Consider the following 12,093-nt stretch of genomic DNA (forward strand, 5'->3'; position numbering starts at 1 on the left):
AGTCTAAAGATATGGAATAACCTTGCCAATGTTTCTTTTTCTCGACTAGTGTTAAAATGGACAGTGGAGTTTGAAAGCAGGTGAAATAGATGAATGGAAAAAACATATATATTACAGAAAATTTTGTCCGTCATACACTAGGAGAAGATTCAACCGGGCATGATTGGTATCATATCGAACGGGTGCGAAAAAATGCCCTTTACATAGCTGAAAAAGAGCAGAGAGGCGATCTGTTTATTATTGAGATGGCAGCACTGCTTCACGATATTCCCGATGAGAAGCTGAATGCATCAAAAGAGGCAGGGGAAAAGAAGCTTTCCGATTTCCTGCAGGACTTGGAAATACAAGAAGCAGCTATAACTAGAATCAGTGAAATTATTTATTCTATTTCCTTCAAAGGCGGAAAAAACACGAAGCTTTTAAGCCCGGAAGCCGAAATTGTGCAGGATGCGGACAGGCTAGACGCTATCGGAGCTGTAGGGATTGCGAGAGCTTTTGCTTATGGAGGCAAGAAAGGGCAGGCAATTTATGACCCAGGCCTAGAAACCAGAAATGAAATGACGGAAGAGGAATACCGGCATGGAAAGTCATCATCCATCAACCATTTTTATGAAAAACTCTTAAAGCTAAAAGAAAGGCTGAATACAGATACAGCAATAAATATGGCAAAAGAGCGTCACCAGTTTATGGAGGAATATTTGCAGCAATTTTATAAAGAATGGAATGGTCAAGCATGAAAATGATCTCTGTGGAGAATGTAACAAAAACCTATGGGGAAAAAGAACTTTTTAACAATATTTCTTTTACAATCTCTGAAAAAGAAAGAGTAGGCCTTATCGGTGTAAATGGGACAGGGAAATCTTCACTGTTGAAGGTTATTGCAAGAGTTGACCAGCCGGACTCCGGTGAAATTGTTACTCCAAAGGATTATACAATTTCCTATTCTGCCCAGCAGCCAGAACTAAATTATGAGCTGACAGTACTTGAGCAAGTTTTTGCCGGTGATGCCCCAATCCTTGTATTGCAGAGAGACTATGAACTGGCTCTTATGAAGCTTAATCAAAGTCCCGAAGATTCAGCTATACAGGAAAGGCTTTTTGAGCTACAAAAGAGAATGGATGCACTGGATGCCTGGGAAGTAAACACAGATGCAAAAACGATTTTAACAAAGCTGGGAATTGAAGATTTCAGCAAAAAAATCGGAGAACTATCAGGCGGGCAAAAGAAAAGGGTAGCTCTTGCACAGGTGCTGATCCAGTCACCTGACTTATTGATTCTTGATGAGCCCACAAATCATCTCGACTTTGAATCCGTCAAATGGCTTGAAGAATATCTAAGGCGATACAGGGGAGCGCTTCTTCTCGTAACCCATGATCGTTATTTCCTTGACCGGGTGACAAATAGAATGTTTGAACTCGAAGGCGGAAATCTTTACAGTTACAAAGGCAACTATGCTGCATTTTTGGAAGCAAAGGCAATAAGAGAAGAAAATGAGGCTGCTACTGTCGAAAAGCAAAAAAACCTCTTCAGAAGGGAACTCGAATGGATCAGAAGAGGGGCAAAAGCTAGAACTACGAAACAAAAAGCCAGAATCCAGCGGTTCGAAGCACTCGATAGCCAGCTCGCCTCTGTCAAATCCTCTGAAAAGCTTGATATGTCATTAAGTGGAAGCCGTCTAGGAAAACAAGTCTTTGAATTGGAGGCTGCTTCAAAAAGCTACGGCAGCCAGGTGATATTGGATAAGTTCAACCTCTTGGTAAAACCGGGAGACAGGATTGGAATCATTGGCCGGAACGGGACCGGAAAATCCACGCTGCTTAACATCCTGGCAGGTAAGATTCCGCTTGATTCCGGAGAGCGCATCATTGGCCAAACAGTGAAAATTGCTTACTACACGCAGGAAAGCGAAGATATGGATGAAAATAAACGCATGATCGAATATTTGAAGGAAACTGCTGAGATAGTGGAAACCTCCGATGGAAAAACCATATCTGCCGCCCAAATGCTGGAACGGTTCCTGTTTCCTTCGTTTACGCATGGAACTCCTATAAGAAAGCTTTCAGGCGGAGAAAAGCGCAGGCTGTATCTCTTGAAAATCTTAATGTCCGAGCCAAATGTTCTGCTGCTCGATGAGCCAACCAATAACCTTGATACCCAGACATTAACGGTTCTTGAGGATTATTTGGAGGAATTCCCGGGAGTAGTCATCACGGTAACTCATGACCGTTATTTCCTTGATAAAGTTGCTGATCAGCTTCTTGTTTTAAAAGGCGAAGGACAAATCGATTCTTTCTATGGAAATTACAGCGAATTTCTTGAAAAAGAAAGCGCGAAGCCCATACAGGAAAGTGTACATGCTGCTGAAAAGCCGAAAGAAACCAAGCCGAAAAAGAAGAAAATGACTTATATGGAGAAAAAGGAATGGGAAGAAATTGATGGCAAAATTGAAAAAGTCGAAAGCCAGTTAGAAGTGATCGCTTCCGAAATGGCCAATATAGGAAGCGACTTTGAAAAAGCCCAGAACCTAATGGAAGAAGAAGTGAAATTAAATGATGAGCTGGAGCACTTAATTGAAAGGTGGAGCTACCTTTCAGAAGCAGCAGAAAATGAATAAGCAATTAGATAAGAGGCTCGGGGCAAACGCTCCGGGTTTTCTTCATTTCTAATAAGTTATGTTGAACTCGTCTGTTGATTTCCGCTCAGCGAACCGCGGGCGGTCCGACGCTCCTCGGCGTGACGCCTGCGGGGTCTCCCGTTTACTCGCATCCCGCAGGACTTTGAATAAACATCCCCGAATACACACCGCACGAAGGAAATGCGAAGGCATTTTCGAGGATCTCGTGCCTTCCGCTCCAATCAACAGGGTGCCAAAATCAACAATGAACTTTAACATAGCCTTTTAATAAAAGCTCATGAAATGCTGCTCGATTTTTCTTATGTTAAAATAAAACTAGTTACCAACGTGAAAATACTAAAAAGGGTGATACTTTTGAAGATAAAGGCAATTGAACCAACACCAAGTCCCAATACCATGAAAGTTATTCTTGATGAAGAACTTCCAATGGGAAAAAGCAATAACTATAAAAAGGATAAAAGTGAAGGAGCTCCAAAGGTCATTCTGGATATCCTCCAAATCGAAGGGGTAAAAGGCGTTTACCATGTTGCAGACTTTCTGGCAGTTGAAAGAAATGCCAAATATGACTGGAAAGAGCTATTGCCTCAAGTCCGATCGGCTTTTGGAGAAGATGTAGAAAATGAAAACAGCGCCGAAACAGGCATTGATGAGCACTTTGGAGAAGTGCAAGTCCTCGTTCAAATGTATAAAGGGATCCCGATGCAGATAAAGCTAACCGATGGTACGGAAGAAAAGCGCTTTGGCCTGCCTGAAAACTTTATTAAAACAGTGTCAGAAGCTCAAGATCCTGCGGATAATGTTGTGATGGTCCGGAAGTGGAAGGAATTCGGCGTCCGTTATGGAGACTTTGAACAAGTCGGTCATGATATTGTTGAGGAGCTTATGGCAGCCTATCCAGAGGAAAGACTCCAGGCACTAGTCCAAATAGCTAAAAGTTCCGAGAAAACAGAGGAAAAGCATGCCCGTCCTCGTTTAAAACTTTCGAATGAAGACCTTGACTCTTCTGATTGGCGAGTCCGCTATCAAAAACTTGAACAAATGGATGATCCTGCAGTGGATGATCTGCCTGTTCTGGAAAAAGCCCTGAATGATGAAAAAGCTTCGATTAGAAGACTTGCAACAGTTTACCTTGGCATGATTGAAGATAAAAAAGTCCTTCCGCTCTTATATAAAGCATTAAAGGATAAAACGGTAACAGTAAGGCGTACTGCGGGAGACTGTTTGTCTGATTTAGGTTTTGAAGAGGCGATGGATGCCATGAAGGAAGCATTGCAGGATAACAGCAAGCTTGTCCGCTGGCGTGCAGCCATGTTCCTTTACGAAGTGGGAGATGAGAGTGCCCTTCCTGCTCTCAAAGCGGCTGAGGATGATCCAGAGTTTGAAGTAAGCATGCAAATCAAACTGGCAATTGAAAGAATCGAACACGGAGAAGAAGCAAAGGGTTCAGTATGGAAGCAAATGACTGAATCGCGAAAGCAAGGACAAGAATAACAGACATAAAGACCGCTCAATAGGCCGCAGCCTCGAGCGGTTTTTTCTGTAAATGAACTCGTTCCCAAACTTCTATTACGAAAGAGAGCCATTCATCTTAATTCTCCGATTCGAGTCCAATTTGTCCTGCATACTTTTATGTCTATTTCAAATTTGCCTCTTACACGCACTGCTGTTTTACCCTTTTAAAGTAAAAAAATATATTAAATTAGTGAAAATTATTGAAATTGTTAGAAAAAAGGTCTATATTGTAAAGAAAATATTTGGGAGGATCATTATTTAACAATCCCATAGAATAATAGATTTTCAATCTAGGGTAAATTGGAGGTTTTACTTACTATGTCTAACACACAGATGAGAAGTGACATGATTAAAAAAGGAACTGACCGCGCCCCGCACCGCAGCTTATTGCGTGCTGCAGGCGTAAAGGAAGAAGATTTTGGGAAACCATTTATTGCAGTATGCAACTCCTATATAGATATCGTTCCAGGACATGTCCATTTGCAGGAATTCGGAAAAATCGTTAAAGAAGCCATCCGCGAAGCGGGCGGTGTCCCGTTTGAATTTAATACAATCGGGGTTGACGACGGGATCGCAATGGGACATATCGGAATGCGTTATTCCCTGCCAAGCCGTGAAATAATTGCTGATTCACTGGAAACAGTCGTTTCTGCACATTGGTTCGATGGAATGGTTTGTATTCCGAACTGTGACAAAATTACACCAGGCATGATGATGGGCGCTCTGCGCGTCAATATTCCTACTGTTTTTGTCAGCGGAGGTCCAATGAAAGCCGGAGTAGATTCAAGCGGCAAGCCTTTATCCTTAAGCTCTGTATTTGAGGGAGTCGGTGCCTATGAGTCTGGGAAAATTGATGAACAAAAGCTGCAGGAAATCGAACAGGTTGCTTGCCCGACATGCGGATCATGCTCCGGAATGTTCACTGCCAACTCCATGAACTGCCTCGCTGAAGGCCTTGGTCTTGCATTACCTGGAAACGGGACGATTCTGGCTGTATCAGAAGAGCGAAAAGAGTTTGTCAAACGCTCTGCCAAGCAATTAATGGAGCTTATCAAAAAAGATATTAAACCTCGCGATATTGTCACAATCGATGCGATCGATAACGCGTTTGCTTTGGATATGGCGATGGGCGGCTCAACCAACACAGTACTTCACACTCTGGCCCTGGCACATGAAGCCGAAATTGATTACCCAATAGAACGCATTAATGAAATTGCCAACCGCGTGCCGCACCTTGCGAAGATTGCACCTGCTTCGGATTATCATATTGAAGATGTGCATAATGCTGGAGGTGTCAGCGCCATCATCAATGAATTGCTTAAAAAGCCTGATGCCTTAAATGGAGACTGTCTGACGGTAACAGGAAATCCGCTGCGCGAGAATGTTGCCGGCAGCGAGATTTTGGATAAGAATGTGATCCATCCCTTGGATAATCCGCACTCCGAGCGCGGCGGACTAGCTGTATTATTCGGAAACCTGGCGCCGCAAGGTTCCATCATCAAAGTCGGTGCAGTTGATGAATCTGTCGGCGGCTATCATAGAGGACCTGCTATTTGCTTTGATTCTCAGGAGGAAGCTCTTTCCGGAATCATTACCGGCAAAGTACAGGAAGGCCATGTTGTCGTCATTCGCTATGAAGGCCCTAAAGGTGGGCCGGGTATGCCTGAAATGCTTGCCCCTACTTCCCAGATTGTCGGCCGGGGTCTTGGTGCGAAAGTTGGCCTGATCACAGATGGCCGATTCTCCGGTGCATCCCGCGGCATCAGTATCGGACACATTTCTCCTGAAGCAGCAGAAGGCGGCCCGATTGCTTTTGTTAAAAACGGAGACATCATCGAGCTTGATTTAAACAACCGGACGATCAACCTGGAAATTTCCGATGAGGAATTTGAAAACCGGAAAGCTAATTGGAAAGGTTTCGAGCCAAAGGTTAAGAGAGGCTACCTCGCACGTTACTCCAAGCTTGTTACCAATGCCAGCACAGGCGGCGTGATGAAAATTTAGGATATTAAAGAAGCCAGTCTTTTGTGACTGGCTTTTTTGCTGTAAAAAACTTTGTCCGATAAATTCCCTTGGTTGGCCGTTAAAACTGCCTATTTGGCCGATAAATGTATTGATTAGGCCGATAAAAAGGCATGATCGGCCGATAAGACCTTAAAGCAGGCAAGAATTTAGTCTTTTTTAAGCTGATTAAACGTTAAAAACTCTCTAACTGTTCTTTTTTGAAACGTTTTTATTAACAAAATCGGTGAAAAGGTACCTCATAAGGCGGATTTTGCTCAAAAGTACTTAAACAGCAGGCTCATAGTTGAAGCAATGTAATAACTTAAAAGGGAGCCTTGAAAAATTGCATTAACGTCCATGATTATAGTATGCTTACTGTACAAAATGCAGTTGCAGAGAAGGAGGCAATAATTATGTCAATGGCGTATGAAGAATACATGAGGCAAATGGTTAAGCCAATGCGCGCAGAGCTTGTACAGGCAGGGTTTAAAGAGCTGACAACTCCTGACGAAGTAGAACAGTTTATAGAAGGGCTTGAAGGTACAGCGCTTGTTGTGGTTAATTCTGTTTGCGGCTGTGCAGCAGGATTAGCCCGTCCGGCGGCAACACAGGCAGTTTTAAGAAGCGAAAAGAAACCGGATCATTTAGTAACTGTTTTTGCAGGGCAAGATAAAGAAGCAACTGCAAAAATGCGTGAATACTTGGAGGGATATGAGCCTTCATCTCCTTCAATGGCCCTATTAAAAGGGAAGGAAGTTGTTCACTTCATTCACCGCTATGATATTGAAGACCATCCGATGGAAGCTATTATGGAAAATCTTCTGGCGGCGTTTGAAGCCAACTGCTGATTCGTATAGGATTAAATAGTTTTTTAGGAAAAGGGGTGTCGGCTGGCACCCTTTTCTTTGTAAATTTTATGTAAAAGCTATTTGATAACTTTTTCGCACTCCGTTGATTGGAGCTGAAGGGCGCGAGACTCTCGAAAAATGCATTCCCATTTCCATTATGCGGTGTTTATTCGAGGATGTTTATTCAAAGTCGAGCAGGAGAAGCGGATCCCACAGGCTTAGTGATTGATGAGCGTCGGACCGCCCGCGGTTCGCTAAGTTTCTTGAGCGGAAATCAACAGACAAGTTTTACAAGAGACATCCACCTTTATAAAAGGCTATTTTCGTAAAGTTTGTTGCTTTTTGGCGGCAAACTAAGTTTCACCAACTGAGTTGATTGTAGCGGAGGGTACATGACTCCTGCGGGAAGAGAGGAAAGTGGGAGACCCCACAGGCGAAGCCGAGGAGGCACCCATCGTCCCCGCGGAAAGCAAGTGCGTGTAGCGGAAATCAACGGGCAAAGTTCATAAGCAAAAACAACAATCTATGAGAAAAGAGCCTTATAAAAAAAGAGCTGGGAGAACGCGATGATTATTACAACAGCAGGACGGACCAATCAGGAAATGAAGGAAAGTGCCAAAAGGATTGCTGCCGAATTGGGCGCAGAATATATAGACAGAAATAAAAGGTCCGTGGGAGCTATTCAGAAACAAGTCCGGGATGATTGCATTGTAGTGGGAAAGGAACGCCTTGAGCTTTTTCCATTGGGTGAAAACCAGCCATTCTTTTTCCACCCCAATTCAGCGATGTTCAGAATTAAGCGGCTGTTAAAGGGAGAAAGTGACCCTTTTCTTCAGGCAGCCTGCCTTGAGAGAGGGAAAAGCATGCTGGACTGTACGCTTGGACTTGCCTCTGACAGTATTGTGGCGAGCTATACTGTTGGAAGAGAAGGGGAGGTAACAGGATTGGAGGGCAACCGTTACCTCGCTTATCTAGTAGGTAAGGGGCTGGGACAATGGGAATCCGGGTTAGAATCAATGGACCATGCAATGAGGAGAATCCATGTTAAATCCTCAAACTCTTTTCCTTATTTAAAAATGCTTCCTGATAATATTTATGATGTGGTCTATTTTGATCCGATGTTCGAAGAAAACATTCTTGAATCGGATGGAATCAAAGCCCTTAGCCGATTTGCTGTATATGCAGACCTGTCGGAGGAATTAATTTTTCAGGCAAAAAGAGTTGCCAAAGAAAGAGTTGTTTTGAAAGACCATTTTAGAAGCTCCAGATTTGAGCAATATGGCTTCAGTGTTAATAAAAGAAAAACTTCCAAATTTCATTTCGGGGTCATTGAAAAATGAAAAAGGTGCCGCAGCATTTCGGCACCTTCACAGTTAATCTGCAATGGCCAGATAAACAAAATAAGCCATCAGCAGTAAGCTTGCAATCACAAAGACAAGAGACCAATCCATCCTGATTTCCCCCTTTTTCCTCTTCTGGACTCGTATAAAACGATTTGTTTCTATTATTCCCGCTTTATTGCCTTGTAATCACATGATATTTATTTTTCACTATATAACTATTGTTTTAGCTGCCGAAAAATGAAATCAATTTTCATTTACTCCAAAAAACAGTATAATAGAAAAATAGAAAAGAGATACATAGTGAGGAACGATATGATGAATTTTCCCATTTCAAAAAGAATGGCATCTTTTCAGGAAAGTGTGTTTGCGGAGCTGGCGCAAATTAAGAATTCTAAACTTTCAGACGGAATTCCGATGATTGACCTTAGCATTGGAAGCCCTGATTTGCCACCACCAAGTTTTATTACAGATGAATTGGCTAAAAGTTCGCTGAATCCGGATTTATACGGCTATTCTTTAACGGGGACAAATGAGTTCCACTCCGCCGTCTGTGACTATTATAAGAGTAACTTTGGGGTTCCCCTTGATCCTGATTCCGAGGTGCTTCTGTTGATGGGTTCCCAGGATGGACTTGTGCATTTGCCTATGGTTCTCTGTGATCCCGATGACTATATTCTTGTACCAGATCCGGGATATACAGCCTATGCTGCAGGTGCAGGCATGGCTGGGGCTCAAATGTATTCCATGCCGCTGAAAAAGGAAAACAAGTTTCTTCCTGATCTGGGTGGAATTCCTGAGGAGATCCTTCTTAAAACAAAGTTAATGATATTGAATTTTCCAGGTAACCCTGTTCCAGCGATGGCTACTGAGGAATTTTACCTTCAAGCCATTTGTCTTGCTAAAAAGTATAACTTTGTTATAGTGCACGACTTTGCTTATTCGGAGCTTTACTATGAACACAAGCCGCTAAGTTTTTTGTCTGTAGAAGGGGCCATGGAAGTTGGGCTGGAAATGAATTCCCTGTCCAAAAGCTTTAACATGGCTGGCTGCCGGGTAGCTTATGCTGCCGGAAATAATCAGCTGATCACAATGCTGGCTAAATTCAAATCCAATTTGGATTATGGAGTATTTCTTCCGGTCCAGGCTGCAGCTTCTAAAGCGTTAAGAGATCAATCGGGCTTCTTAAACAGCTTGAGGGATATTTACAGGACCAGAAGAGATGTTTTGGTAGATGGTTTAAATGAAATCGGCTGGAATGTCAGCAAGCCAGAAGGCTCTATGTTTTTATGGGCAGAGGTGCCTGCGCCATACATGTCCAAGGAATTTGCAATTGAACTAATTAACCGGGCGAATGTTGTGGTAACACCAGGCAATGCATTTGGCAGCTGGGGAGAAGGGTATGTTCGAATTGCTCTCGTTCAGCCTGAAAAAGTATTGAAGCAGGCTGTATCCAATATCGGACAAAGCGGTATATTGAAAAAAGTCCTTGCTTAAAAGGGAAGGGGGATGAAAAGAATGCCAAAATGGCTGAGAAAATCCTTTGTTGTGCTGGTAACCATTTTAACCTTTGGCATGGTTACACCGCCTCAAGCCTTGCTCTATGAAAATACGAACCAGTTAAAGGCTTCTAAAGCATCAGATGTTGAAGATACAGATGGAAGTGCAGAATCTTCTGCGGAAGAAGACAAGTTTATTGATAAAGAAGTCTTTATCAGGCAGATGGTCAAAGAAGCAGAGCTGCAGTCATATGAAAAATTCGGAACAAAAATTGGCCCGGTTATTGAAGATGAGTTCAATGAAATTATTCTTCCGAAAATTGAAAAAGCGATACAGGACGTTGCCGTTCAATATCCTGAAGAAAGCCTGGCCCATTTAATGGTAACTGAAACTCCTGGAGGAGGAGTATCTGAAAAGATCTTCCATATCGCTAATAGCCAAACGAATGAAGACGTCATCCGCTTCCATGTAAGAAGGGATCATCCGCCGCAGCAGGGTTATTGGTTTAATTTCCATTATCATACACACCATGACAACTTCCAGGCTCATCACGAATTAGGCGCAATTTACTGGGACAAAAATACTCCTCCGAAATGGATGAGTTAAAAGATTGAAATAAATTTCATATTATGAAAAAATAATTTTATGGATTTTGAAACTTTCCATAATATCTACCGTATATACATTTATTCTATTTAATGGAGGTTTGATTTGAAATGGCAGTAAGCTTATCAAAAGGGCAAAAAGTAGATTTAACAAAGACAAACCCGGGAATGACGAAAGTAGTAGTCGGTCTTGGCTGGGATACGAACAAATATGATGGCGGCAACGACTTTGACTTGGATTCTTCCGTCTTCCTTCTTGGAGATAATGGAAAAGTAACCTCTGAAGGCGATTTTGTTTTTTATAACAACACAACTGGCGCTGGCGGTGCTGTTGTACATACTGGCGATAACCGTACAGGTGAAGGCGATGGCGATGACGAGCAGGTGAAAATTGACTTGGCGAATGTACCTGCAAGCGTTCAGCGCATTACTTTTACTATTACGATTCATGATGGGGAAGCACGCAACCAGAACTTTGGCCAGGTTTCTAATTCTTATGTAAGAATCTTAAATGAGGATTCTGGTGAAGAATTGATCCGTTATGATCTTGGTGAAGATTTCTCCATTGAAACAGCACTTGTAGTAGGTGAATTATACAGACATAATGGAGAATGGAAATTCAGTGCAATTGGCAGCGGATATCAGGGCGGCCTTGCTGCATTGGCAAAAGATTTTGGTTTACAGGTAGGATAATTAAGAGGTATATTTGCATAATCAGGCTCGGCAGTGCCGGGTCTTTTATACGGACAAAATAGATTGAGTTATCTAGGGGGAACAGTACAAGAATGTCAGTTATAGAGGGAATTCTTCATACTTATGCCCAGTTCTTCAACTGGGAAATGTGGGTTGATGTTTTATCAAACCCGGTCAGCTGGGGATTAATTGGGACACTTGTTATTATGGAAGGTCTTTTGTCTGCGGATAATGCACTGGTACTTGCGGTTATGGTTAAGCATTTGCCGGAGAAACAGCGCAAAAAGGCGCTATTCTATGGGTTGCTTGGTGCTTATATTTTCCGTTTCATTGCAATTGGTATTGGTGTTTATCTAATTGAATTTTGGTGGGTTAAAATTTTAGGTGCCGGTTATCTGGCATGGTTATCCATCAAGTACTTTATTGACAAGAAAAAAGGTCTTGGTGCTGAAGATGAGGAAATAGAGGGCATCAATCAAAAGGGCTTGCTCGTTCGTCTGTTTGGAACCTTCTGGGGAACTGTTGCAGCTGTTGAGCTGATGGATATCGCATTTTCTGTTGACAGTGTATTAGCGGCTTTTGGGATCAGCGAGGAAATTTGGGTTCTTCTATTAGGCGGAATGCTTGGCGTATTGATGATGCGTGGGGTTGCCGGAGTTTTCTTGAAGCTTATTGATAGAATACCTGAACTTGAGACTGCTGCTTATGTATTAATTTTAGTTATCGCAGCGAAGATGCTTTTAGGCGTATTTGGAGTTCATGTAGAACATGTTCATTTCTTTATCCTTCTGCTTGTTGTGTTTGCAGGAACATTCGTTGTCCACTACAGAAACAAGAAGAAAGAACAAGAAACTGCAAATTAATCTTAAACAATTATAACCAACTAACAGCAAAAGGGATCAGACTCATGTCCGCTCCCTTTCTTTTTATCCTTTTTTGCATAAAAGGGGTTAATT

The 12,093-nt window shown here is 42.4% G+C and carries 10 protein-coding genes; all 10 read left to right on the top strand.

What is annotated here, in order from left to right:
• Nucleotides 1–89: 89 nt before the first annotated feature.
• The 10 genes from IQ19_RS08040 (at nucleotide 90) to IQ19_RS08085 (ending at nucleotide 12,000) form a co-directional block, all read left to right on the top strand.
• On the top strand, nucleotides 90–737 hold the full coding sequence (locus IQ19_RS08040; protein WP_144541738.1) for an HD domain-containing protein: 648 nt from the start codon (nucleotides 90–92) through the stop codon (nucleotides 735–737).
• Nucleotides 734–2,614 (top strand): ABC-F family ATP-binding cassette domain-containing protein, encoded by a 1,881-nt coding sequence (locus IQ19_RS08045; protein ID WP_144541740.1) that lies wholly within the window; start codon nucleotides 734–736, stop codon nucleotides 2,612–2,614. The genes IQ19_RS08040 and IQ19_RS08045 overlap by 4 nt, the downstream gene beginning before the upstream one ends.
• A 375-nt stretch (nucleotides 2,615–2,989) precedes the next feature.
• Nucleotides 2,990–4,126, top strand: a complete 1,137-nt coding sequence (locus IQ19_RS08050) for a conserved virulence factor C family protein (protein WP_144541742.1) — start codon at nucleotides 2,990–2,992, stop codon at nucleotides 4,124–4,126.
• 354 nt (nucleotides 4,127–4,480) lie between these two features.
• Nucleotides 4,481–6,151: a dihydroxy-acid dehydratase gene (gene ilvD / locus IQ19_RS08055; protein ID WP_144541986.1), complete on the top strand. Its 1,671-nt coding sequence runs from the start codon at nucleotides 4,481–4,483 to the stop codon at nucleotides 6,149–6,151.
• Nucleotides 6,152–6,564: 413 nt separating this feature from the next.
• Complete coding sequence (locus tag IQ19_RS08060; RefSeq protein ID WP_144541744.1) at nucleotides 6,565–6,999, top strand: BrxA/BrxB family bacilliredoxin; 435 nt, start codon at nucleotides 6,565–6,567, stop codon at nucleotides 6,997–6,999.
• Between the two features lie 566 nt (nucleotides 7,000–7,565).
• Complete coding sequence (locus IQ19_RS08065; protein WP_144541746.1) at nucleotides 7,566–8,339, top strand: class I SAM-dependent methyltransferase; 774 nt, start codon at nucleotides 7,566–7,568, stop codon at nucleotides 8,337–8,339.
• A 318-nt stretch (nucleotides 8,340–8,657) separates the two neighbouring features.
• On the top strand, nucleotides 8,658–9,836 hold the full coding sequence (locus IQ19_RS08070; RefSeq protein ID WP_144541988.1) for an LL-diaminopimelate aminotransferase: 1,179 nt from the start codon (nucleotides 8,658–8,660) through the stop codon (nucleotides 9,834–9,836).
• Nucleotides 9,837–9,857: 21 nt separating this feature from the next.
• Nucleotides 9,858–10,445: a YpjP family protein gene (locus IQ19_RS08075; protein ID WP_144541748.1), complete on the top strand. Its 588-nt coding sequence runs from the start codon at nucleotides 9,858–9,860 to the stop codon at nucleotides 10,443–10,445.
• A gap of 110 nt (nucleotides 10,446–10,555) precedes the next feature.
• Nucleotides 10,556–11,137 (top strand): TerD family protein, encoded by a 582-nt coding sequence (locus tag IQ19_RS08080; RefSeq protein ID WP_144541750.1) that lies wholly within the window; start codon nucleotides 10,556–10,558, stop codon nucleotides 11,135–11,137.
• Nucleotides 11,138–11,229: 92 nt separating this feature from the next.
• Nucleotides 11,230–12,000 (top strand): TerC family protein, encoded by a 771-nt coding sequence (locus IQ19_RS08085; RefSeq protein ID WP_144541752.1) that lies wholly within the window; start codon nucleotides 11,230–11,232, stop codon nucleotides 11,998–12,000.
• The last annotated feature ends 93 nt before the right edge of the window (nucleotides 12,001–12,093 follow it).

Source organism: Cytobacillus oceanisediminis, from assembly GCF_007830235.1.
Taxonomy (GTDB): domain Bacteria; phylum Bacillota; class Bacilli; order Bacillales; family Cytobacillaceae; genus Cytobacillus; species Cytobacillus oceanisediminis.

Excerpts from the sequence above, each read along its gene's own strand:
- IQ19_RS08040 (WP_144541738.1), top strand. The coding sequence starts at position 90 with ATGAATGGAAAAAACATATATATTACAGAAAATTTTGTCCGTCATACA.
- IQ19_RS08045 (WP_144541740.1), top strand. The coding sequence starts at position 734 with ATGAAAATGATCTCTGTGGAGAATGTAACAAAAACCTATGGGGAAAAA.
- ilvD (WP_144541986.1), top strand. The coding sequence starts at position 4,481 with ATGAGAAGTGACATGATTAAAAAAGGAACTGACCGCGCCCCGCACCGC.
- IQ19_RS08060 (WP_144541744.1), top strand. The coding sequence starts at position 6,565 with ATGTCAATGGCGTATGAAGAATACATGAGGCAAATGGTTAAGCCAATG.
- IQ19_RS08065 (WP_144541746.1), top strand. The coding sequence starts at position 7,566 with ATGATTATTACAACAGCAGGACGGACCAATCAGGAAATGAAGGAAAGT.
- IQ19_RS08070 (WP_144541988.1), top strand. The coding sequence starts at position 8,658 with ATGAATTTTCCCATTTCAAAAAGAATGGCATCTTTTCAGGAAAGTGTG.
- IQ19_RS08075 (WP_144541748.1), top strand. The coding sequence starts at position 9,858 with ATGCCAAAATGGCTGAGAAAATCCTTTGTTGTGCTGGTAACCATTTTA.
- IQ19_RS08080 (WP_144541750.1), top strand. The coding sequence starts at position 10,556 with ATGGCAGTAAGCTTATCAAAAGGGCAAAAAGTAGATTTAACAAAGACA.
- IQ19_RS08085 (WP_144541752.1), top strand. The coding sequence starts at position 11,230 with ATGTCAGTTATAGAGGGAATTCTTCATACTTATGCCCAGTTCTTCAAC.